Raw genomic sequence first — 21,176 nt, 5'->3', positions numbered from 1 at the left:
GGCCGCGCGCCGGGCCGGGGCGGGTGGTCGGCCCTGGGGAGGTGATCTATTCGCCCGGCGCGCGGACCGGCTTTCCGTCGGGCGAGACGGCGAACCAAGTGCCGCCCACGCCCTGGCCGTTGGTGTCACCCGGCGCCTTGTCGCCGGAGAAGGTGTAGACGGGCCAGCAGTCGACGGTCATCTGCCGGGTCCCGTCGGCGCGGGTGAAGGGCATGAGGCCCTTCTTCTTCACGCCCACGGTGTCGTCGGCGGCGACCGGAGCGACGGCCGGCCACTTCTCCAGGCAGGCCCCGGCGCAGTTCGAGACGGACTTCGGCCAGGCCTTGTCCTTCATGAAGCGGTAGACGGTCATGCCCTCGCGGTCCACGACGATCTCCCCGAGTTCCGGGTCCTTGCGGACGGACAGGCCGGGCATCCCGGACGGCTCGGCCTTCTTGCCGGTCGGGGCGAGCGCGAACCAGGTGCCGCCCACTCCCTGGCCGTTCACGTCACCGGCGTTGACGTCCTTGGCGTAGCGGTACGCGGGCCAACCGCCGATGGTGAGCTGCCTGGAGCCGTCGGCGCGGGTGACCTCGCCGAGCAGCGCCCGGTCGACGCCGGCGCCGGCGGTGGCGTCGTCGGCGGGGACCGGCGGCCAGGTGGTGGCGCAGTCGCCGGAGCAGTTGGACTTCGGCGGGTCGGCGGTGTCCTTGTCGAACCGGTAGAGGGTGAGGCCGGAGCCGTCGGTCAGCACCTTGCCGAGTTCGGGGTTGCCCGCCACGGTGAGCTTGCCCGCGGGGGTGACCGGGGCCGTGGAGTCCTGGGTGCCGTCGGCGCCGTAGCCGTTGCCCGCGCCGATCGCGGTGCTGCCGCCCGGGTTCGCGTCGTCGCCCGCCGCGACCGTCGCCCCGGCGTTCCGCGCCGCCGACGCGGGAGTGGTGCTGTTGTCCTGACCGCACGCCGTCGTCAGCGCCAGCACCGTGGCGGCCGTGGCCACCAGTGAGGCGGTCCGCCAGGAGGTCTTCATCGTCAACTCCCCATCGTCACCTGGATACCGCGACGCCTGCCGCGCCGCCGCACGGCCATGGGTACGCGGGGACGGGGCCGCCGTGTTCAACGGCGGGCGGAATTTCCCTCCCCGGCCTCGGTGGGGTGCGGTGCCCGGCCGGCGGCGCGGTCGGCATATGCGGCTGTTCCGTCCGTCAAACCTCCGGTGGGTCGATCTCCCTCTTTCGGAGCAATCTCGGGCCGCTGTGGGGTAATGCGGTCCCCCGCACCTGATGATCAGCGTCGTGCATGGACCCGAAGTGACCCGATGCGCACCCACCGCACGGGTGCTGGCCCTGCTGACACTGACCTGGGCCCTGGTGGGCTGGCCGGCCGGCACCGCGTCGGCCGACGCCTGCGCGTACGCCTCGACGGGCCCGGACGGCACGGTGGCGGTCGCCCACGCCGGCGGGCACCACCGGCCCCACCCGCCTGGCCACCACCACCGGCCCCACCCACCGGGCGGCCACCACTGGCCCGACCCGCCCTGCCCGAAACCGCCGCCCCCGCCCCCGTGCCCGCCCGAGCCGACACCCACGCCCACTCCCCCGCCGAAGCCCACACCGCCCCCGTCGCCGACGCCGACCCCGCCACCACCCACTCCGACGCCCACACCCGAACCCACCCCGACACCCACCCCCACACCACGGCCACCCACCCGGCCCGCCCCGGCGCCCCCGGCACCCCGGCCCACGCCCACCCCCGTCACCCGTACCCCCGCGCCCGCCCCGGTCCCCGATCCCCCGCCGAAGCCCACGCCCACGCCCACCCCGCGGCCCTCCGCGTCCCCCGTGAGCTACCCGGTGTACCACCCGCACGCCGTCCGCCGTCCGGCGCGCCGGCACACCACTCCCGTCACCTACGTCCTGCTCATCACCGTCCCGGCGATCGTGGCCGTCGCCGCCCTGCGCCCGCGCTGACGCGCCGGCCCTCACTCCTGGAGGCACCAGTTGTCGGATTGGCTTGTTCTCGTCCTCGCGATGGCGGGGGCCTGTGCCGTGGTGGTCGTCATCACACTGGTGCGGCAGCGGACGGCCTCCGAGGACGAGGATCCCAGCGAGACCCCCGACGTCATCGAGTACATGACGATGTGGATCGGCGTCATCTACGCCATCGTCCTGGGCCTGGCCATCGCGGGCGTGTGGGAGGCCCGCAGCGCCGCGCAGGACCATGTGCAGGCGGAGGCGCAGGCACTGCACGAGATCTCGGAGCGGGTGCGCGTGTACCCGCCGGAGGTCCGGGACCGGGTCCGCGCGGACGTGGACGCCTACGTCGGGTACGTCGTCCACACGGAGTGGCGGCGGATGGCGGTCGAGCAGCAGGTCACCGACCGCGGCGGCGAACTGCTGGGCCGCGTCCGGGCGGACGTCACCGACTACCGGCCGGGGAACGACTTCGAGGCGCAGGCCTACCAGCCGCTGCTGGACCAGATGGCCGCCGCCGACCAGGCGCGCAACGCGCGCGCCGACGCCACCGGGGTCACCATGCCGCCGGTCGTGTGGTGGGGTCTGATCACCGGCGGGCTGATCACCATCGGCATGGTGTTCGCGCTCCAGATCCGGCGCACCGGACGGGAGTTGGCGCTGGCCGGGCTGTTCTCCGCGACCATCGCCTTCATGCTGTTCCTCATCTGGGACTTCGACGCGCCGTACAGCCGCGGCATCGCGGTGACCGCGGAGCCGTTCCTCACCATGTTCCCGGGCGCCGGCGGCTGACTTCCGGCCACGACGGGCCCGCGCCCCCGCTTCCCCGCGCGACGCGGAGCCGGGGCGGAGGCCCGTCGTCCTGTGGGTACCCGGCGCGGAGACGGTCCCGCCGGCCCCGGCGACCTCCGTGGCGCACCGTGGGCTCAGGCCCCCTTCGCGTGCCGGCGGCGCATCCAGAAGGCGCCCCCGCCGACCAGCGCCGTGGCCACCAGACCGCCGCCGATGGCCATGTCGGTGGGCGTCGCGCCGCTGGTCCGGCTGCCGCCGAGGCCGCCGTTGACACCGCCGAGCACGGTGAAGGCGTCCCGGCGGGTCAGGGTGCGGCCGTCGCAGCGGACGGTGACGTCGTACCGGCCTCGGCGGGCGGCGCGGTCGACGAAGGCGACGCCCCGCGCGGTGTCGTCGCGGAACGACTCCAGCCGGATGGTGCCGAAGGCCTCGGAGCTCGCGGTGCCGCCCCGGCAGCCGTTCACGATGATGGTGAGGCGGCCCCCGGCCGGCAGCGCGTCGGGCGTGACGAAGATGTCGTCGCGCGAGTTGCCGAAGCCGTCGTCACGGCCCTCGCCGCCGTTCCCGCGCCCGAAGTCGCCTCCCCGGTCGCCGAAGCCCTCGCCGCCACGGCCGTTGCCCTCGCCCCCGCGTCCGTTGCCCCCGCCTTCCCCGCCACGGCCGTTGCCCTCGCCTCCGCGCCCATTTCCCTCTCCCCCGCGCCCGTTCCCCTCGCCGCCGCGCCCGTTGCCCTCGCCGCCACGGCCGTTCCCCTCGCCCCCACGGCCGTTGCCGTTGCCGTTGAAGTTCCCGTTTCCGTTGCCGTTGAAGTTGCCGTTCCCGTTCCCGTTGAAATGGCCGTTGCCGTTGACGTTGCCGTTCCCGGGGAAGACGCCGTTGCCGTTGAAGGTGCCGATGTTGCCGGTGCCGGGGACGATGACTGTGGTGTCGGTGCCGCTCGGCCCGCCCCCGTTGCCCATGCCGTCCGCGACGGCCACGGGGACGGCGAGCCCGAGGACGGCGACCGTGGTGCACGCCGCCGCCAGGGCACGTTGGTTGCGCATGTGTTCCTCCGCGGGAGGTCACCGGGTCCCGTCCCCGGTGGATCGGCGAGAAGCACCTCCCGGGACGACCCTCGGGCGCGCGGAACACGCCCGCATGTCGAGAATGGTCCGTCCTGGTGAGCCGACACACCGGCGTATCACCACACAATCGGATATTGCCGCAGGTCACGGACCGTCAGAAAATTCCTGTGAACGGCAACTCGGATGGCTCACCGAGCGTGCGGCCGGCCACCCGTTCGCCGATCGCCCCGTCGCCCGCCGCCCGCGCGGGACTTAGCGTTTTCCCATGCGCGATGGACGTGGCGCGACCGCGTCGAGAGGGGATGGCGAATGTCTGCGTCCAAGCTGGCCTTGCTTGCCGAAGAGGAGGAGCGACGGAAGAGGCGCGCCCCGTGGGGCGTGATAGCGCTGGTGCTGCTGACCGGTCTGGCCCTCATCCGCAACGGCTCCGGCGAGTTCGACGCCGGACCGCCGCAGCCCGCCTCCGCGGCGGCCCCGGACGCACACGCCACCCTCGGCGCCTTCGCGCCCGCGCCCGCCGCGCTGCCGTTCTCCCCCGTACGACGGGTGCGGATCCCGGCGATCCGGGTGGACGCGCCCGTCGTACAGGTCGGGCTGGACCCGGAGGGCTGGGTCGCCGCACCGCCGCCGGAGAACCCCGGCCAGGCCGGCTGGTTCACCGGCGCGGTCTCTCCCGGGGAGAAGGGCACCGCGGTCATCGTCGGCCATGTCGACAACAAGCAGGGCCCCGCGGTGTTCTACGGCCTCGGGGCGGTGCGGAAGGGCAACCAGGTCGAGGTCCTGCGCCAGGACGGCAAGACCGCCGTGTTCGAGGTCTACGGCGTCGAGGTGTTCGCGAAGAACGCCTTCCCCGGTGACCGCGTCTACGGCTCCAAGGGCACCCCGGAACTGCGGGTCATCACCTGCGGGGGCGGCTTCTCGAAGCAGAACGGCTACGACGGCAACGTCGTCGTCTTCGCCCGCCTGGCCGCGGTCGTCTGAACCGGGGTGAGGACCGGGGAGCCCTCACACCCGTCGGCGCGGCACGGTGAGCTGATAGCCGGAGTCGAGCAGATGGGGCAGCCATTCGCGGATCGCGCGGACGGTCTGCGAACGGTCGCCCCCGGCGTCGTGGGAGAGCACCACGACGCCGGGGGCGGCGCCGCTCTCCACCTGGTCGACGATGGTGTCGGTGCCGGGCTCCATCCAGTCGGTGGTGTCCACGGTCCAGGCCATCGGCTCCATGCCCAGCTCGGCGCCGAGCTGGAACGTGGCCCGGTTCCAGGCGCCGTAGGGCGCGCGGAACCACTGGGGGCGGTCGCCGTAGGTGTCCTCGATGATGTCGCTGGTGCGCTCCATCTCGGAGCGGATCTCCTTGCGGCCCAGGGTCGTCAGCAGCGGGTGGGTCCAGGTGTGGTTGCCGACGACATGGCCCTCCTCGGCCATTCGGGCCAGCAGTTCCCTGTTGTCCACGACGCACTCCCCGCAGACGAAGAACATGGCCCGGACCTGGTGCCGGGCGAGGGTGTCGAGGATGTGCGGGGTGTAGTCCGGGTGGGGGCCGTCGTCGAAGGTCAGCACCATGCGCCGGCCGCGTCCGTCGATCCGCAGGATGGGTTCGTCGCGCACCTTGAGCTTTCGGGGCGGGGTGCGCGGTGGTCCGTATCCGGTGAGCGGCTGGAGCCGGAAGGCGGAGGGCCCCAGGGCCGGGCGGGCCTGGGGGCCGGGTGCGGGTGCGGGGGCGGGGGCCGCGGCGGCCCGGACGGTCTCCTCGCCGTCGCTCGCCAGGACGGCTCCCGCGGTGCCCGCCGAACCTAGCGCGGCGACACCGGCGAGGAGCATCCGGCGCCGCGTGAACAACTGATCCTTCTGCATGACCCATCAGTCGCCCGGCCGGACTCCGCCGCACCGCAACGCCGTCGGTGCGGCGCGGTAATGCACCCGGACAGCGGAGCGGACGGACGCTTCCGCAGCAACCCGGTCCCCCGCCCGCACGCTTCCGCGGCGGCCTCCCCCACACGTTTCCGCGGCGGCGGGCCCCGGACCTGCGGGGGAAGCGTGGATTCCGCTAGCCTCGGGGCGTGACGGAACAGCACGAACAGCCCGCGCACACGTTCGAGCGGGGCACGGACGGCCCGAAGGTCATCGTCGTCGGTGTGGACGGCTCGGACTCCTCGCTGCGCGCCGCCGCGTACGCCGGCGGCCTGGCCCGGCGCCAGCACGCACTGCTGGCCGTGGTGTACGTGCAGCCGGTCCTAGCGGCGGGCGCGGCCCTCGGGGCGCCGGTGGCCGACACGACCGACGAGATCGCCGAGGACCTGATCACGCAGATCCGGGAGGCGGCCGAGCGGGTCAAGGGGATATTCGAGGTGCGCTGGGAGTTCCACACCTTCCGCGGCGACCCCTACAGCGGGCTGGTGAAGGCGGCGGACGAACTGAAGGCGGACGCGGTGGTGGTGGGCGCGTCGGAGCAGGCCGGCCACCGGATCATCGGTTCGGTGGCGGTCCGCCTGGTGAAGGCGGGCCGCTGGCCGGTGACGGTGGTGCCGTAGGCCACCGGCGGCGGCGCTCCGGCCCGCACCGGCGGGCGCGAGGGACGGACCCGGCGGCGCGCGAGGGGGCGGACCCGGCGGGCGCGAGGGACGGACCCGGCCGGTACCCGGACGGCTCCCCGGGCCGTGCGTGGCGTCTTCCCTGGGCGGCGGTGCTGAGACATCATGATCCGCCGTCAGCCGTTGCCGTGGGCGAAGAGGTGAGACGCATGGGCAGGCTCCGCGCGGGCCAGGGAATTCTCCGCCGCAAACCCATCGAGCACATCGAGGAGACCGAGGTCGGCGAGGGCACCCGGCTGGAGAGGTCGCTGGGGCTGTGGCAGCTCACCGCGATCGGGGTGGGCGGCATCATCGGCGCGGGCGTGTTCACACTGGCCGGCACGGTGGCCAACGGCACGGCCGGGCCCGCGGTGCTGGTGTCCTTCCTCATCGCCGGTGTGGCGAGCGCCTGCGCGGCACTGTCGTACGCCGAGTTCGCCGGGATGATCCCGAAGGCGGGGTCGGCCTACACCTACGGGTACGCGGTGCTCGGCGAGTTCGCGGGCTGGTTCATCGGCTGGGACCTGCTGCTGGAGTACACGGCGATCGTGTCCGTGGTGGCCATCGGCATCTCCGGCTACTTCGGCTTCCTGGTCAAGGAGATGGGCGCCGATCTGCCGCGGTGGATGCTGGGCGCGCCCGGCACCGGCGGCGGGCACCGGGTCGATCTGTTCGCGGCCGTGCTGTGCCTGCTCATCGCCTGGCTGCTGACCCTGGGCATCCGCAGCGCGGCCCGGTTCGAGACGTTCGTGGTCGCCCTGAAGGTGCTGGTGGTGCTGCTGGTGATCGGGGTGGGCGTGTTCCACATCGACACCGGGAACTACCACCCGTTCTTCCCGTACGGGCTCGGCGGGGCGTTCACGGGCGCGGCCACGGTGTTCTTCGCGGTGTTCGGCTACGACGCGATGTCGACGGCGGCCGAGGAGTCCAGGGACGCCCAGCGGCACATGCCGAAGGCGATCATCTACTCGCTGATCATCTCGATGGTGCTGTACGTGGCGGCCTGTCTGGTGCTGACGGGCATGCAGAACTACAAGGAGATCGACAAGGAGAGCGGCTTCTCCACGGCGTTCAAGTCGGTGGGCCTGCGCGAGCTGGCGGACGTGATCGCGGTCGGGGCGATCATCGGCATCCTCACGGTGATGTTCACGTTCATGCTGGGCGTGACCCGTGTGTGGTACTCGATGTCCCGGGACGGCCTGCTGCCCACGTGGTTCGCCAAGACACACCCGAGGCGGCATGTGCCGACCCGGGTGACCTGGATCGTCGGGGCGGCGTCCGCGGCCATCGCCGGGTTCGTCCCGATCGCCGAGGCGGCCGAGCTGACCAACATCGGCATCCTGCTGGCGTTCGTGGTGGTGTGCGCGGCGGTGATCGTGCTGCGCTACCGGCAGCCGGACCTGCCGCGCACCTTCCGCACGCCGGGGATGCCGGTCGTGCCCGCGCTGGGGGTGCTCTTCTCCGTCTGGCTGATCACGTTCCTGCAGTGGCAGACCTGGGTGCGGTTCGCGATCTGGTTCGCGCTCGGCTGTGTCGTCTACTTCGGCTACTCCTACCGGCGTTCGGTGCTGGCCACCAGGCGGCCCGGCGACTGATCACTCGGCCATGACCAGGCCGTCCTGCCCCGCCCCCCGGCTGAGGACCACGTCCCGGATCCGGTCGCGGGCCCCTTCCAGTTCGGCGCCCTGGGCGATGGCCCGGCCCAGCTCGACCACCCGCCCGGCGTCGAGGTCGTACAGCTGGGGGACGAACTCGGCCCGCACCACCCGCCAGGGCCCGCCCGGCCGGTCCGGCGGGGCGAAGGTGAAGCGGCCGAGCGTGGACTCGTTGCCGCGCGGGTCCTGGGCGCCTTGCTGGTCGCGGAGCGGCCCGGCGATCTGGTCGCCCAGTCCGTAGACCACCCAGGTCCCGTTGACCTTCTCGTACGCCTGGGGGACGTGGGCGGAGGTGCCGAGGATCAGGTCGATGTCCGGGTGGCCGTCCGTGGCCGAGGCGGTGAGGCGTCCGGCGAGGGTGAGCTGGAGCCGGTCGGGTGCGTCCTGGCCCTCGGTGCCCCAGTCCAGGGAGACCACGACCACGTCGGCGCCGCCCCGCCGGGCGGCGCGGGCGTCGGCGATGATCCGGTCAGGGTCGATCAGGTTGACCGCCCAGGGCTGGTCGTCCGGCGGCGGGTGGCCGGTGGCGGAGGTGTACGACAGGTGGGCGACCCGGGCGCCGCCGGCCCGGTGGAGCACGACCGAGCGGGCCTCGGTCTCGCTGCGGGCGGTCCCGGTGTGCCGCAGCCCGGCCCGGTCCAGGGCGTCCAGGGTGCGTCCGACGCCGGCGGCGCCGTCGTCCAGGGCGTGGGCGGAGGCGGTGGAGCAGCCGTCGTAGCCGGTGGCGGCGAGGTCCTCGGCGAGCCGCGGCGGGGCGGTGAGCGGGGGCCCGCCGGTGGGGTCGCCCTCGGGGCCGTAGCCGGTGGCGAGGTGACACAGCGCCAGGTCGGCGCCCGAGACGACCGGTTGGACGGCGGAGAGCATGGGGCGGAAGTCGTGGCCGTCGCCGCCGGCGTCGTAGGCGGCCCGTTCGAGGACGGTGGCGTGCGGCAGGATGTCCCCGGAGGCGACCAGGGTGAAGGGGCCGGCCGCGGCGGGCGCCGGGGGTGCCGCGTGTCCCGGTGTGCCGGGTTCCCGGTACTGGTTCCGGCAGGCCGCCCCGGCCGCGAGGACGGCGGTCAGGACCAGCGCCACCTGCTTGGTGCGTCCGATCATCAACTCACCCCAGAGTCGTCGTGTGGACAGACGAAGCCGTGACGGGCATATGGGTATGAATCTGATGCGTCGGATAAACAGCCCGGCTGGGGTCGTTAGCCCGTCCGGTCTCCCGGGCACCGCCCCGCCGGTGTCCCGGGCACCGCCCGGCCGACCGTTCGCCGACGCGATCGACCGTCCGTCGCACAACCCGGTCCGCCCCCTGTCCGCCGGGCTCGGCCTGCGCTGCCATACGGCCATGACGGCCGGAACCTCACTCACCCACGGGACGACGACCGCCGAGCACGAGCTGGCCGCGCTCCAGCGCGAGCACGGCGGTCCGCTGTTCGCCCTGCTGCTCAGGCTGTGCGACGGAGACCGCCAGCGCGCCGAGGACCTCGTCCAGGAGACCCTGGTGCGTGCCTGGCAGCATCCGGAGGCGCTGCACGCCGACGACTTCGACTCGGTGCGGCCCTGGCTGCTGACCGTGGCCCGGCGCCTGGCGATCGACGCCCGCCGGGCGCGGCGGGCCCGGCCGCCCGAGACCGGCGACGAGGTCCCCGAGAACGCGCGGGTGACCGCCGATCACGCCGAGCGGGCCGCGGCGATGCTCGATGTCCGGGAGGCTGTGAAGACACTCACTCCCGCCCACCGTGACGTGCTCGTACTCGTGTATTTCCGTGGGGCCAGTGTGGCGGAAGCGGCCGAGGCCCTGGGGATCCCACCGGGTACCGTGAAGTCCCGCGCGTACTACGCGCTGCGCGCCCTGCGCGGGGTCCTCCCGGGTTACGCGGCCGACCTGCGGTGAAACCGGAAGGCTGGTCAAACCTCGGTAAAGCGCCTTGCTGTGGCCGCCGTTCGGGCATGGGCTGTCCTCATCCGCGTTCCGGACGGGGGTCCGGGCCCGGGGTTCGGGCGACGCGTACGCACCGGAGGAAGGGCAGGAAGGGATGCTGCACAGAGGTCACGAGAGCACGGACGGCGCCGGCGGCGGTGAACTCGCCGTCCCGATGGCCTGGTTGTACGCCGAGTACATCGCCGACGAGCTGCTGCGCACCGGCGATCTGATGCCGCCGACGTCCTTCGAGTTCCGGGCCGGCCGGGACGCGCTGGCGCTGACCGTCTTCCTGTCCGACACCGACGGGGAGCTGTCCGGCATCCGGGTGATCTCCCAGCTGGAGAACTGGATGGCGCTGACCGCCTACGACCAGCCGTGGCGGGACTGGGTGCGGGCGCGCATGGCCGAGCGGACCGAGCGGGCGGCCGGCACGGGCGCTCCCTGCCCGGATCTGGCGCTGGCCGCCGACGCCTGGCGCTGGCTGGAGGAGACCGAGCTGCTCGCGCCGGACCTGGACGCGGTGCCGGGCGGCGGCCCGGTGTTCGGGGAGGACGACGGGCCGAAGGTGTGGACACCGGCCTGGCGGCTGGGGCTGCCGCTCGGGCACCTCGCGATCCACCTCTTCTGAGTCCTCCGCCCGTCTCTTTCGCGCCCTCCGCGTCGCGCACGGGACCGGGGGCCGGGCCGCCGCGCCTTCCTCGGTCACGATTGTGTGCGTGCCTTGAGCGATCCGGTGGTCCGCCGCGTACGGGTGGGGGCAAGGAGCAGCCCCGCCCGCACCCATCGGCACGAGGATTCGGCATGAGGTCCCTGGAACGGCATCGCGACGCCGGCGCGTACGCGCTCGGCGTGCTGGACGAGGCGGAGGCCTTCCGCTTCGAGGACCACCTCATGGAGTGCCCCCGGTGCGCGGCCTACGTGACCGGGTTCGGGCCGACCACCCGGCAGCTGATGCTCTACCGCCGGGCCACTCCGCCGTTCGTGCACCCCGTGGCCCAGCCCGGGCCCCGGCTGCTGGACCGGCTGCTCGGCGAGCTGGCGCACCTGCGCCGGGTGCGCCGCCGGCGGCTCGGGTACGGGCTGGCCGCCTCGGTGGTGCTGGCCGTGGCCGGTCCGGGGATCGTGGCGTTCGCCGGACATCCGGAGCCGCCGGACGCGCGGGCCACCCGGGTCGCCTCGGCCACCGATCCGCGTACCGGGGTGTGGGCGCGGGTCACCTCGGCGGACGAGGAGTGGGGCGGCGAGCTGCGCGTGGAGGTCGCCGGCGGCGCCGGGCCGCCGCGCGTCTGCCGGCTGGTCGCGGTCGGCCGGGACGGCACCGAACAGGTCGTCGCCGGCTGGACCGGCCCGGACGCGGGCGGTAGGCCGACGACCGCGCTGGGGGCCACGGCGCTGCGCCCGGACCGGATCGCCCGCTACGAGGTCCGCACGGCGGAGGGGAAGGTGCTGGTCACGGTCCAGGGGCGGTGACGGGGCGCACCGCCGGCCTCACTTCAGCAGCCGGGACAGCCTGCGGTCGGCCAGCGGCTTGCCGCCCGTCTGGCAGGTCGGGCAGTACTGGAGCGAGGAGTCGCTGAAGGAGACCTCGCGGATGGTGTCGCCGCACACCGGGCAGGGTTCACCGGTGCGGCCGTGGACGCGCAGACCGCCCTTCTTCTCCGCCTTCAGCCGGCCCGCCGCCATCCCCCGGGCCCGCTCGACCGCCTCGCCGAGCGTGCCGCGCAGCGCCGCGTAGAGCCGGTGGGTCTCCTCCGGGGTGAGGGAGGCCGCGAGCTTGAACGGGGACATCCGCGCGGCGTGCAGGATCTCGTCGCTGTAGGCGTTGCCGACGCCCGCGATCAGCGACTGGTCGCGCAGGGCGCCCTTCAGCTGCCGCCGTTCGCCCTGGAGCAGGGCGGCGAAGCGGTCCTCGGTGAAGTCCTCGGCGAGCGGGTCCGGGCCGAGGCGGGCGATGCCCGGCACCTCGGCGGGGTCGCGGACCACGTACACGGCGAGGCGTTTCTGGGTGCCGGCCTCGGTCAGGTCGAAGCCCTCGCCGCTCTCCAGCGCCACGCGCAGCGCCAGCGGGCCCTTGCCGGGCCTGGGCGGGCCGTCCGGCAGCCGGTCCCGCCACTGGAGCCAGCCCGCCCGGGCCAGGTGGACGACCAGGTGGAGTCCGCCGTCCGTCTCGATGTCCAGGAACTTGCCGTGCCGGCGCACGGCCGTCACCTCGGCGCCCTCGACCGCGCCGGGCGGCGGGTCGTACGTCTTGAGCACGCTGACGGCGACCGGCAGCAGCCGCGCCACCCGGCGGCCGGCCAGGTGTTCGGTGAGGAAGTCCGTCAGCGCTTCCACCTCGGGCAGTTCGGGCATACGTACAGGGTGCCATCCGGCACCGACAACGCCACGCCGCCGCCGGACGCGGTCGCTACGGCAGCCGGAACTCGCACCACACCGCCTTGCCGGAGCCCCGCGCCTGGACGCCCCAGGCGTCGGCGAGCCGCTCCACCAGGAGCAGGCCGCGGCCGAACACACCGCTCTCGCCCGCATCGCGGCGCCGCGGCAGGGCGCTGGAGCAGTCCTCGACCTCGATGCGCAGCCGGCGCTCGGAGCCCTCCAGCACCCGTACGGTGACGATCGCGGAGCCCCCGGTGTGCAGCAGGGCGTTGGTGATCAGCTCGTCGGCCACCAGCTCGATCTCGTCGGCCGGTGCGCGGGCGCCCCAGGTCCCGGCGGCGGCGCGGATCAGGTGCCGGGCCTGGGCGAGGGCCTCCGGATCGCCGGCCGCCACGTGCTGCCGGAGCCGGCGGCCGGGCCGGGCGGCCCGCGGGGTGCGGCGGCGCAGCAGGAGCAGTGCCACGTCGTCTTCGCCGCCACGCTCCTCGGCCGCCTGGATCAGCCGGTCGGCGAGGGCCTCCACCTCGGCGGGCCCCTCGCACACGAGCCCCATGAGGCCGGACATGCCGTCGTCCAGATCGGTGCCGGGCAGCTCCACCAGTCCGTCGGTGCACAGCAGCAGCGTGCTGCCGGGGTCGAGCTCCACGGTGGCGACGGGGTACTCCAGCCGCCCGAACTCGGCGGACAGGCCGAGCGGCAGCCCGCCCTCGACGGGGACGCGGGCGCAGCGGCCGTCGCGGTGGCGCAGCAGCGGGTCGATGTGCCCGGCGCGGACCATCTGCACGACCCCGGTGGTCAGGTCGGTCTCGGCGTACAGGCAGGTGGCGAACCGGTCGGTGTCGAGTTCGTGCAGGAAGACGGAGGCCCGGGCCATCACGGTGGCCGGGGTGTGGCCCTCGGCGGCGTAGGCGCGCAGCACGATCCGCAGCTGGCCCATGACGGCGGCGGCGTGTGTGTCGTGGCCCTGGACGTCCCCGATGACCGCGCCGACCCGGCCTCCCCCCGAGGGGGTGTCCCCGGGCAGCGGGATCAGGTCGTACCAGTCGCCGCCGATGTCCCGGCCCAGGGCGGCCGAGCGGTAGCGCACCGCGATGTCGGCGCCGCGCACGCTGGGGATGGAGCGGGGCAGCATGGCCTGCTGGAGGCCCTGGGCGAGGTCCTTCTCCTGCTCGAAGAGCATGGCCCGCATCAGGCTCTGCGCGATGCTGCTGCCGAGGGCGACGAGGACGGCGCGTTCCTCGGCGGAGAAGCCGCGCCGGTCGTCGTAGAGCAGGCCCATCGCGCCGATCGGGCGGGCCTGGGCGATCAGCGGGAGATAGGCGGCCGAGGTGATGCGCAGGCCGGTGAGGTGCGGCCACAGGATGGGGTAGTGCGCGGCGAACTCCTCCGGTGACTCGATGAACCGGGGGCTGAGGGTGCGGACGACCTCGCTCATCGGGTACGGCTCGTCGATCCGGGTGACCCGGGTGCCGGGGACGAAGCTGCCCGCGGGGCCCTCGGCCACCAGCCGGATCCGGCCGGCCTCCACCAGGCCCATCACCAGGCTGGTCGCGCCCAGGTGGCGGACGCCGTGGGTGTCCTTGAGCACGTCGATGACGTCCTGGACGCTGCGGGCGTGGGCGAGGGCGGCGGAGATGACCTGGACGACGCCGGTCTGCTGCCGGAACGCCTCGTCCTGGGCGGCCCGGAGGCTGCGTGCCGTGCTGTCGGCGAGTTCCTCGGTGGCGTCGCGGAGGATGCCGACGACGCGGTGCGGGCGGCCGGAGTCGTCGCGGCGCAGGCGGCCCCGGGTGTGGGTCCAGCGCATGGTGCCGTCGCGGCAGCGGATGCGGAAGTAGGCGCTGTAGTGGTCGCTGCCGTCCTTGATCGCCCGGGCGACGGTCGCGTCGAGCCGGGCGGCCTCCGGCGGGGGCACCCGGAGAGCGTTCAGGGTGTCCAGGCGCCCGTCGTACTCCTCGGGCGGCAGGTCGAGCACCTCGAGGGCCTGGGCGTCCAGGTGGAACAGACCGGCGTCCAGGTCCCAGTCGAAGCTGCCCATGCCGTTGAGCGCGAGGACCGGGTCCGGGCGGACGGGCCGGTCCCCCGGGAGTGACAGGGCGCTCGCACCCCGATCGGCCATGGGGCCACCTTGCCAGGATCCGGCTGATTCTTCGACTCGCCGGCCGGGCCGCGGGCGAGAGGGGCCCACGTTCAGGCGCCGCCGGCCGCGGGGCGACCCGGGGTTCCGGCCCCGCCGGGGACGCCGGACACGGACCCACCGGGCACATCGGACACCCCGGCCGTGCTGGGCGTCCCGGGAGCGCGGGCGGCGGACGGGGCCGTGGGCGTCCGGGCCGGGGCCGCCGGGGTGGGCGGGGCCGTCCGTGCCGGGTTCCCGCGGGGCGTTGGGGACGGGCTGGCGGTGGCCTGGGCGGGCGGGGGGACGACGCGGTCCCGGCGCACGTCTTGGCCGGTCCGGCGTTCGGTCCAGGTGCGGTGCCCGGAGTCGACGAGGGTGAGGCTCGTGACGGCCCGGGGCGCCGGGCTGACCACGATCACCTTGTTCGGCCGGTACCCGGGCCACGGTGTGCCCCGCGCGCTGGCCCCGCCGCGGGTCGGCGCGGGCGGTGCGAGCGGGTTGCCGCAGGCGCAGCGCACCCGGGGCAGGCCCCGGTCGTCCACCAGGACGGCGGTGCCCGCCTGGAGCACGGCCTGGTAGTCGTCCGCCCGGCGGCCTTGGTAGGCGTGGTTGGTGACGCGGGTGTCGGCGCCGAGCACGACCGGGGTCAGGCCGCGCAGATAGGCGGGGAGCGCCGCCCGCCGGACCCCGACGACACCGGCGAAGGCGTCGGCCCTGGCCGGGTCCGCGGCCAGGTAGCGGATGTGCCGCTCGACATCGCAGCGGGCGACGCGCGGGGTGCCCCGGTACAGGCCGGGGGTCGCCCCCGACACGGTGCGGGCCGCGCGCAGGGGCGCCGCCAGCTCACCGGCGGACATCTTGGCGCCGATCCGGGGGGACTCGGAGGCGGCGGGGCCGGTCGCCGCGGAGTCGGTGAAGGGCCCGGGCCCCCGTTCCCCGACGGCCTGGAGGAAGACGAGATCGCCCACCCGGGTCTGCTTGACACCGGCCCCCGCGCAGCCGGCGGCCAGCAGCGCCACCGACAGCACGCAGGCCGTGACCAGGGTTCGGGTGGGTATCCGCACCGCACACTCCACATCACTATGGGTGATTACGCCCTATTGTTGGCATCGCCCAGGTTTGGCTGGCAACTCGGGGAACGCCGCGCCGGGAGTGGCGACGGCGACGCCGTACGGAAGGGCGCGCACAGCCGTGGACTGGTTCACCGCACCCGACTACTGGCTGAGCCGGCTGGTCCTCCAGCGGGCTCTGGCCGCCCTGTACCTGGTCGGGTTCCTGACGGCGGCCCTGCAGTTCCGGGCCCTGCTGGGCGAGCGCGGCATGCTGCCCGTCCCCCGCTTCACGGCCCGGGTGCCCTTCCGGCGCGCGCCCAGCCTGTTCCAGCTGCACTACTCCGACCGCTTCTTCGCGGGGTGTGCCTGGGCGGGCTGCGCGGTGTCGGCGGCGCTGCTGGCCGGGGCGGACTCGGCGCTGCCGCTGTGGGCGGGGATCGTGCTGTGGCTGGTGCCGTGGGCGCTGTACCTGTCGATCGTCAACGTGGGCCAGACGTGGTACGCGTTCGGCTGGGAGTCGCTGCTGCTGGAGACCGGTTTCCTGGCCGCGTTCCTCGGCAACGACGAGGTGGCGCCGCCGGTCGTCGTGCTGTTCCTGCTGCGCTGGATCCTGTTCCGGGTGGAGTTCGGCGCGGGGCTGATCAAGCTGCGCGGCGACGCCTGCTGGCGGAAGCTGACCTGTCTGGACTACCACCACGAGACCCAGCCGATGCCGGGCCCGCTGAGCTGGTTCTTCCACCGTCTGCCCCGGCCGCTGCACCGGGTGGAGGTGGCCGCCAACCACGTCACCCAGCTGGTCGTGCCCTTCCTGCTGTTCACCCCGCAGCCCATCGCCTCGGCCGCCGCCGCCCTGATGATCCTCACCCAGCTGTGGCTGGTGCTCTCGGGGAACTTCTCCTGGCTGAACTGGATCACCATCGTGCTCGCCCTGTCCGCGCTGCGGCTGCCGGCGACGGCGCCGTCGGTGCCCGCGGCGCCGCTGTGGTACGAGGCGCTGGTGCTCGCGGTCGGCGCGCTGCTGGTCTTCCTCAGCCACCGCCCCGTGCTGAACATGATCTCCCGCCGCCAGGTGATGAACCGCTCCTTCGACCCGCTGCACCTGGTGAACACCTACGGCGCGTTCGGCAGCGTCAGCCGGATCCGCTACGAGGTGGTGATCGAGGGCACGCTGGACGAGCGGCCGCACCCGGACTCGGACTGGCGGGAGTACGACTTCAAGGGCAAGCCCGGTGATCCCCGGCGCTGGCCGCGTCAGTTCGCCCCGTACCATCTGCGCCTGGACTGGCTGATGTGGTTCGCCGCGCTGTCGCCCGCGTACGCCGGTGAGTGGTTCGGCGGCCTGGTGGAACGCCTGCTGGAGAACGACCGGGACACCCTGGGGCTGCTGCGCCGCTCCCCGTTCCCGCCGGACACCCCGCCCCGCTATGTCCGGGCCCGGCTGTTCCGCTACCGGTACACCGACTGGCGGGAGCTGCGGGAGACGGGGGCGTGCTGGGAGCGGACCTACGTGCGGGAGTATCTGCCGCCGACGCGGCTGGCGTAGCCGGCTCGGAGGGCGTGGGCGACGGTCACGGTGGCCCCTTCCCCGCCGGCAGGCCGTCGTCGCGCAGCTCCTGCCAGAAGGCGTCCGGCACAGGCGTGGTGAACTGCTCGGCGCAGTCGTGGACTTCGGCCGCCGAGCGGGCGCCGGCCAGGACACTCGCCACGGCCGGGTGCGCGGCGCAGAAGGCCAGGGCGGCGGCGCGCAGGGTGGTGCCGTGCCGCTCGGCCGCCGCCTTCAGCCGCAGGGCGCGGTCCAGCAACCGGCGTGGGGCGCGGGTGTAGTCGTACGTCGCCCCGGGCTCCGGCGCGGCCAGCAGGCCGGAGTTGAAGGCGCCGCCGACGACCACCGACACCCCGCGCCGCTGCGCCTCGGGCAGCAGCGCGTCGGCCGCGCTCTGGTCGAGCAGGGTGTACCGGCCGGCGCACAGCACCACGTCCACGTCGGTGTCGCGGACGAACCGGGTGAGCATCCCGGCCTGGTTCATGCCGGCGCCGATCGCGCCCACCACGCCCTCCGCGCGCAGCCGTTCCAGGGCCGGATAGCCCTCGCGGAAGGCCTGTTCGGCGTGGTCGTCGGGGTCGTGGAGGTAGACGACGTCGACCCGGTCGAGGCCGAGGCGGTCCAGGCTCGCCTCCAGGGTGCGGCGGACGCCGTCGGCGCTGAAGTCCCAGACGCGCCGGTGGGTCGCGGGGACGGCGTAGCCGTGGGCGCGGTCGTCGCCGGTGCCGTCGGCCGGCTCCAGGCGGCGGCCGACCTTGGTGGAGAGGGTGTAGCTCGCGCGGTCGAAGGAGCGCAGGGCCGCGCCCAGGCGCCGTTCGGACAGGCCGAGGCCGTAGTGCGGGGCGGTGTCGAAGTAGCGGATGCCGCGTTCCCAGGCGGCCTGGACCGCCGCGTGCGCCTGCTCGTCGCTCACCGGGGTGTAGAGGTTGCCGAGTGCGGCGGCGCCGAAGCCGAGCGGGGTGACCTGGACGCCGGTGCGGCCGAGGGCGGTCACGGGTGGGCCGCCGGCCGCGGCCGAAGGCCCTGCATGCCGCCGTCGACGGCGAGCGCGGTGCCGGTGGTGGCACCGGCGAGGGGGCCCGCCAAGTAGGCGATGGCGGCGGCCACTTCGGCGGCGGAGACCAGCCGTCCGGTGGGCTGGCGGGCCTCCAGCGCGGCGCGTTCGGCGGCCGGGTCGGGGGCCGCGTCCAGCAGCCGGCCGATCCACGGGGTGTCCACCGTACCGGGGTTGACGCAGTTGACGCGGATGCCCTCGCGGACGTGGTCGGCGGCCATGGCGAGGGTCAGCGAGTACACGGCGCCCTTGGTCGCGCTGTACAGGGCGCGCTGCGGCAGGCCCGCGGTGGCCGCGATGGAGCAGGTGTTGACGATCGCGGCGTGGGCGGAGCGGCGCAGGTGCGGAAGGCAGGCGCGGGCGGTGCGGACCATGCCGAGGACGTTGACGTCGAAGACGTGCCGCCACTCGGCGTCGGTGTTGTCCTCGACGGTGCCCTGGGCGCCGATGCCCGCGTTGTTGACCAGGATGTCCAGGCCGCCCAGCGCGTCGGCGGCCTCCTGTACGGCGGCGCGCACCGAGGCGTCGTCGGTGACGTCGGCGCGCCATGCCCGCATTGGTCCGGGCACGCGGTCGGGGTCCAGGTCGAGTACGGCGACCTGGGCGCCGCGCTCGGCGAGGAGCTCGGCGGTGGCCCGGCCGATGCCGGACGCGCCCCCGGTGACCAGGGCCTTCAGGCCCGTGAAATCGCTCATGCCGACTGTCCCTTCCGGCCGTCGGGACCGGCGGACCAGTAGGTGCCGCCGGGAAAGGTGTAGTGCGCGAGGGCTTCCGGGCGCAGGGCCGCGGAGAAGCCGGGCGCGGTGGGTGCCGTGTAGTGGCCCGCGCGGAGCACCACCGGGTCGAGGAAGTGCTCGTGCAGGTGGTCGACGTATTCGATGACCCGGTCCTCGGTGCTGCCGGAGACGGCCACGTAGTCGAACATCGCCAGGTGCTGGACAAGTTCGCACAGGCCGACGCCGCCGGCGTGCGGGCAGACGGGGACGCGGAACTTGGCGGCGAGCAGCAGGACGGCGAGGTTCTCGTTGACGCCGCCGACGCGGGCCGCGTCGAGCTGCACGATGTCGAGCGCGCCGGCCTGGAGGAGCTGTTTGAAGACGATCCGGTTCTGGGCGTGTTCGCCGGTGGCGACCTTGACCGGTGCCACGGCCCGGCGGATCGCCGCGTGGCCGAGGATGTCGTCGGGGCTGGTGGGCTCCTCGATCCAGTACGGGTCGAACCCGGCGAGCGCCCTGGTCCAGGAGACCGCCTCGTCCACGTTCCAGCGCTGGTTGGCGTCGAGGGCCAGGCGGATGTCCGGTCCGACGGCCGCGCGGGCCACCCGGCAGCGGCGCACGTCGTCCGCGAGGTCGGCGCCGACCTTCAGCTTGATCTGCCGGAAGCCGTCGGCCACCGCCTGGCGGGCGAGCCGGGCGAGCTTGTCGTCGTCGTAGCCGAGCCAGCCGGGCGAGGTGGTGTAGGCGGGGTAACCGGCCTCCAGCAGGTGGGCCGTGCGCCGGCCGGCGCCCTCCCTGCCCCGGCGCAGCAGTGTCAGCGCCTCGTCGGGGGTGAGCGCGTCCGTCAGATAGCGGAAGTCGATCTGGCGCACCAGCCACTCGGGCTCGGCCTCGGCGAGCAGCCGCCACAGGGGCCGGCCGGCGCGCTTGGCGGCGAGGTCCCAGACGGCGTTGACCACGGCGCCGATCGCCATGTGCAGCACGCCCTTCTCGGGGCCGAGCCAGCGCAGTTGGCTGTCGCCGGTCAGGTCCCGGTACAGCGTGCCCGGGTCGGCGCACAGCTCCTCGACGGACCGGCCGACCACATGGTGACGCAGCGCGTGGATCGCGGCGACCTGGACCTCGTTGCCGCGTCCGATGGTGAACGCGAAGCCGTGTCCCTCCGGTCCGTCCTCGGCGTCGGTGCGCAGCACGAGGTAGGCGGCCGAGTAGTCGGGGTCCGGGTTCATCGCGTCGGAGCCGTCGAGTCCGCGCGAGGTGGGGAACCGGATGTCGTAGGTGTCGACCGCGGTGATGCGGACGGGCGTCGGGGACACGGGGGGCCTTTCGGTCCGGGTGGTGATCGAGCGCGGCCGGCCGAGCGGGGTGCGGGCGTTCGGGGTCCGGGAGGCGGGCTGGGGTCCGGGAGGCGGGTTCGGGATCCGGGAGGCGGGGGTACGCCGCATACTTATCAGACCACTGAGCCGCTACGACAGCCTAGTGCACCGAATACCGCCGCCTGTCACTCAAAGTGGTCGGACCACCCGCCTGGCTAGACTGCCACGCACCCGGTGACTGGAGGAGTGGCGTGGACGATGCGGCCCCGCGCAAGGGCACGGTGACCCAGCGCGCCGTCGAGGAGATCAAGGCGATGATCGCCGAGGGCCGGCTGGAACCGGGCCAGCGGCTGCCGACCGAACGGGACCTCGCCGTACAGCTGGGCATGTCCCGCAGCTCGACGCGGGAGGCCATCCGCGCGCTGACGGTCATGGGGGTGCTGGACGCGCGGCACGGCTCGGGCATCTACGTCGGCGCGCTGGAGGCCGGCGACCTGCTGGAGACCTTCGGGGTGGTCGCGGACCTGTCCCGGGGGCCGCGCCTGGTGGAGCTGCTGGAGGTGCGCCGGGTCCTGGAGTCCGCGGCGGCCGCGCTGGCCGCCGCGCGCATCACCGACGAACGACTGGCAGCCGTGGAAGCCCACTTGGCGGCGATGAACGCCACCGACGACCCGGAGGAGATCCTCTCCCACGACCTCGCCTTCCACCGCGAGATCGCGTCCGCCGCGGGCAACGCGACGATGGCCGCCATCCTGGACGGCCTGTCCTCGCGCACCTTCCGCGCCCGCGTCCGGCGCGGCCGCCAGGAACAGGACGCCATCGCCCGCACCCGCCGCGAACACGCCGCCATCCACCGCGCCCTCGCGGCCCGCGACCCGGAGGCCGCACGAGCGGCGGCAGCGGCCCACGTGGGCGAGGTGGAGGAGTGGCTGCGGGGCCGGGTCGAGGGCTAGCTGTACTGACCCGTGAGGTTGGGGACGCGGCTGGCGGGTGGTTGCCCTTTCAGCGCGGTGTGTCCGCGGTGGTGATTGTAGGTGTGCAGCCACTGCGGGAACGCT

General features: G+C 74.1%; 20 protein-coding genes and 1 pseudogene. 10 read left to right on the top strand and 11 right to left on the bottom strand.

What is annotated here, in order from left to right:
- Nucleotides 1–46: 46 nt before the first annotated feature.
- Entirely contained in the window at nucleotides 47–1,006 is a 960-nt protein-coding gene (locus tag IE251_RS25685) for an SCO0930 family lipoprotein (RefSeq protein ID WP_189755556.1), read from the bottom strand.
- An 811-nt stretch (nucleotides 1,007–1,817) separates the two neighbouring features.
- Between IE251_RS25685 and IE251_RS41750 the strand changes: the two genes are divergently transcribed.
- Nucleotides 1,818–1,946 (top strand): hypothetical protein, encoded by a 129-nt coding sequence (locus IE251_RS41750; protein ID WP_268253343.1) that lies wholly within the window; start codon nucleotides 1,818–1,820, stop codon nucleotides 1,944–1,946.
- 30 nt (nucleotides 1,947–1,976) lie between these two features.
- Nucleotides 1,977–2,741 carry a bestrophin-like domain gene (locus IE251_RS25680; RefSeq protein WP_189755391.1) on the top strand — a complete coding sequence of 255 codons (765 nt, stop codon included), beginning with the start codon at nucleotides 1,977–1,979 and terminating at the stop codon, nucleotides 2,739–2,741.
- A 134-nt stretch (nucleotides 2,742–2,875) separates the two neighbouring features.
- On the opposite strand, the gene IE251_RS41920 is transcribed toward IE251_RS25680, so the two are convergent.
- Nucleotides 2,876–3,784, bottom strand: a complete 909-nt coding sequence (locus IE251_RS41920) for a hypothetical protein (RefSeq protein ID WP_189755390.1) — start codon at nucleotides 3,782–3,784, stop codon at nucleotides 2,876–2,878.
- 330 nt (nucleotides 3,785–4,114) lie between these two features.
- On the opposite strand from IE251_RS41920, the gene IE251_RS25670 reads away from it, so the two are divergent.
- The gene (locus tag IE251_RS25670) at nucleotides 4,115–4,786 is read left to right on the top strand and encodes a class F sortase (RefSeq protein WP_189755389.1); all 672 of its coding nucleotides are present in this window, start codon (nucleotides 4,115–4,117) and stop codon (nucleotides 4,784–4,786) included.
- A 24-nt stretch (nucleotides 4,787–4,810) separates the two neighbouring features.
- On the opposite strand, the gene IE251_RS25665 is transcribed toward IE251_RS25670, so the two are convergent.
- Complete coding sequence (locus tag IE251_RS25665; protein WP_189755388.1) at nucleotides 4,811–5,659, bottom strand: polysaccharide deacetylase family protein; 849 nt, start codon at nucleotides 5,657–5,659, stop codon at nucleotides 4,811–4,813.
- A 206-nt stretch (nucleotides 5,660–5,865) separates the two neighbouring features.
- On the opposite strand from IE251_RS25665, the gene IE251_RS25660 reads away from it, so the two are divergent.
- Both IE251_RS25660 and IE251_RS25655 read left to right on the top strand, forming a co-directional pair.
- On the top strand, nucleotides 5,866–6,336 hold the full coding sequence (locus IE251_RS25660; RefSeq protein WP_189755387.1) for a universal stress protein: 471 nt from the start codon (nucleotides 5,866–5,868) through the stop codon (nucleotides 6,334–6,336).
- 209 nt (nucleotides 6,337–6,545) lie between these two features.
- Nucleotides 6,546–7,970 (top strand): amino acid permease, encoded by a 1,425-nt coding sequence (locus IE251_RS25655; RefSeq protein WP_189755386.1) that lies wholly within the window; start codon nucleotides 6,546–6,548, stop codon nucleotides 7,968–7,970.
- Here IE251_RS25655 and IE251_RS25650 read toward each other — a convergent pair whose 3' ends face one another.
- Entirely contained in the window at nucleotides 7,971–9,125 is a 1,155-nt protein-coding gene (locus IE251_RS25650) for a CapA family protein (protein ID WP_189755385.1), read from the bottom strand. It lies immediately after the preceding gene.
- Between the two features lie 238 nt (nucleotides 9,126–9,363).
- Between IE251_RS25650 and IE251_RS25645 the strand changes: the two genes are divergently transcribed.
- The 3 genes from IE251_RS25645 to IE251_RS25635 all read left to right on the top strand — a co-directional run bounded on the left by IE251_RS25645 (nucleotide 9,364) and on the right by IE251_RS25635 (nucleotide 11,412).
- Nucleotides 9,364–9,912 carry a sigma-70 family RNA polymerase sigma factor gene (locus IE251_RS25645; RefSeq protein ID WP_030786479.1) on the top strand — a complete coding sequence of 183 codons (549 nt, stop codon included), beginning with the start codon at nucleotides 9,364–9,366 and terminating at the stop codon, nucleotides 9,910–9,912.
- Nucleotides 9,913–10,054: 142 nt separating this feature from the next.
- Complete coding sequence (locus IE251_RS25640) at nucleotides 10,055–10,570, top strand: hypothetical protein (protein ID WP_189755384.1); 516 nt, start codon at nucleotides 10,055–10,057, stop codon at nucleotides 10,568–10,570.
- A gap of 173 nt (nucleotides 10,571–10,743) precedes the next feature.
- Nucleotides 10,744–11,412 carry a zf-HC2 domain-containing protein gene (locus tag IE251_RS25635; protein ID WP_189755383.1) on the top strand — a complete coding sequence of 223 codons (669 nt, stop codon included), beginning with the start codon at nucleotides 10,744–10,746 and terminating at the stop codon, nucleotides 11,410–11,412.
- An 18-nt stretch (nucleotides 11,413–11,430) separates the two neighbouring features.
- On the opposite strand, the gene IE251_RS25630 is transcribed toward IE251_RS25635, so the two are convergent.
- From IE251_RS25630 to IE251_RS25620, 3 genes are all read right to left on the bottom strand, one after another.
- On the bottom strand, nucleotides 11,431–12,294 hold the full coding sequence (locus IE251_RS25630) for an Fpg/Nei family DNA glycosylase (RefSeq protein WP_189755382.1): 864 nt from the start codon (nucleotides 12,292–12,294) through the stop codon (nucleotides 11,431–11,433).
- Nucleotides 12,295–12,349: 55 nt separating this feature from the next.
- Nucleotides 12,350–14,437 (bottom strand): SpoIIE family protein phosphatase, encoded by a 2,088-nt coding sequence (locus IE251_RS25625; RefSeq protein ID WP_189755381.1) that lies wholly within the window; start codon nucleotides 14,435–14,437, stop codon nucleotides 12,350–12,352.
- Nucleotides 14,438–14,508: 71 nt separating this feature from the next.
- On the bottom strand, nucleotides 14,509–15,501 hold the full coding sequence (locus IE251_RS25620; protein WP_189755380.1) for a DUF6777 domain-containing protein: 993 nt from the start codon (nucleotides 15,499–15,501) through the stop codon (nucleotides 14,509–14,511).
- Nucleotides 15,502–15,628: 127 nt separating this feature from the next.
- Here IE251_RS25620 and IE251_RS25615 point away from each other — a divergent pair, with 127 nt between their 5' ends.
- Complete coding sequence (locus IE251_RS25615; protein WP_189755379.1) at nucleotides 15,629–17,032, top strand: lipase maturation factor family protein; 1,404 nt, start codon at nucleotides 15,629–15,631, stop codon at nucleotides 17,030–17,032.
- A 25-nt stretch (nucleotides 17,033–17,057) separates the two neighbouring features.
- Here IE251_RS25615 and IE251_RS25610 read toward each other — a convergent pair whose 3' ends face one another.
- From IE251_RS25610 to IE251_RS25600, 3 genes are read right to left on the bottom strand one after another with little or no spacing between them, the layout of a single operon-like run.
- Nucleotides 17,058–18,026: an aldo/keto reductase gene (locus IE251_RS25610; RefSeq protein WP_189755378.1), complete on the bottom strand. Its 969-nt coding sequence runs from the start codon at nucleotides 18,024–18,026 to the stop codon at nucleotides 17,058–17,060.
- Nucleotides 18,023–18,781: an SDR family NAD(P)-dependent oxidoreductase gene (locus tag IE251_RS25605; RefSeq protein WP_189755377.1), complete on the bottom strand. Its 759-nt coding sequence runs from the start codon at nucleotides 18,779–18,781 to the stop codon at nucleotides 18,023–18,025. The genes IE251_RS25610 and IE251_RS25605 overlap by 4 nt, the downstream gene beginning before the upstream one ends.
- Nucleotides 18,778–20,118, bottom strand: coding sequence for an L-fuconate dehydratase (locus tag IE251_RS25600; protein WP_189755376.1), 1,341 nt, complete (start codon nucleotides 20,116–20,118; stop codon nucleotides 18,778–18,780). The genes IE251_RS25605 and IE251_RS25600 overlap by 4 nt, the downstream gene beginning before the upstream one ends.
- A gap of 251 nt (nucleotides 20,119–20,369) precedes the next feature.
- Between IE251_RS25600 and IE251_RS25595 the strand changes: the two genes are divergently transcribed.
- Entirely contained in the window at nucleotides 20,370–21,071 is a 702-nt protein-coding gene (locus IE251_RS25595; RefSeq protein WP_189755375.1) for a FadR/GntR family transcriptional regulator, read from the top strand.
- On the opposite strand, the pseudogene IE251_RS25590 reads toward IE251_RS25595, so the two are convergent.
- Nucleotides 21,068–21,176, bottom strand: a pseudogene (locus IE251_RS25590) (IS481 family transposase); the annotation flags it as partial. The gene IE251_RS25595 and the pseudogene IE251_RS25590 overlap by 4 nt on opposite strands.

It is taken from the genome of Streptomyces eurythermus (genome assembly GCF_014649115.1).
Lineage (GTDB): Bacteria > Actinomycetota > Actinomycetes > Streptomycetales > Streptomycetaceae > Streptomyces > Streptomyces eurythermus.
This window is presented reverse-complemented; position numbering and strand designations above follow the sequence as displayed.

Bases quoted from the DNA above. Each gene is read 5' to 3' on its own strand.
- IE251_RS25685 (WP_189755556.1), bottom strand. From the start codon at position 1,006: ATGAAGACCTCCTGGCGGACCGCCTCACTGGTGGCCACGGCCGCCACG.
- IE251_RS41920 (WP_189755390.1), bottom strand. From the start codon at position 3,784: ATGCGCAACCAACGTGCCCTGGCGGCGGCGTGCACCACGGTCGCCGTC.
- IE251_RS25670 (WP_189755389.1), top strand. From the start codon at position 4,115: ATGTCTGCGTCCAAGCTGGCCTTGCTTGCCGAAGAGGAGGAGCGACGG.
- IE251_RS25665 (WP_189755388.1), bottom strand. From the start codon at position 5,659: ATGCAGAAGGATCAGTTGTTCACGCGGCGCCGGATGCTCCTCGCCGGT.
- IE251_RS25655 (WP_189755386.1), top strand. From the start codon at position 6,546: ATGGGCAGGCTCCGCGCGGGCCAGGGAATTCTCCGCCGCAAACCCATC.
- IE251_RS25650 (WP_189755385.1), bottom strand. From the start codon at position 9,125: ATGATCGGACGCACCAAGCAGGTGGCGCTGGTCCTGACCGCCGTCCTC.
- IE251_RS25645 (WP_030786479.1), top strand. From the start codon at position 9,364: ATGACGGCCGGAACCTCACTCACCCACGGGACGACGACCGCCGAGCAC.
- IE251_RS25640 (WP_189755384.1), top strand. From the start codon at position 10,055: ATGCTGCACAGAGGTCACGAGAGCACGGACGGCGCCGGCGGCGGTGAA.
- IE251_RS25635 (WP_189755383.1), top strand. From the start codon at position 10,744: ATGAGGTCCCTGGAACGGCATCGCGACGCCGGCGCGTACGCGCTCGGC.
- IE251_RS25630 (WP_189755382.1), bottom strand. From the start codon at position 12,294: ATGCCCGAACTGCCCGAGGTGGAAGCGCTGACGGACTTCCTCACCGAA.
- IE251_RS25625 (WP_189755381.1), bottom strand. From the start codon at position 14,437: ATGGCCGATCGGGGTGCGAGCGCCCTGTCACTCCCGGGGGACCGGCCC.
- IE251_RS25605 (WP_189755377.1), bottom strand. From the start codon at position 18,781: ATGAGCGATTTCACGGGCCTGAAGGCCCTGGTCACCGGGGGCGCGTCC.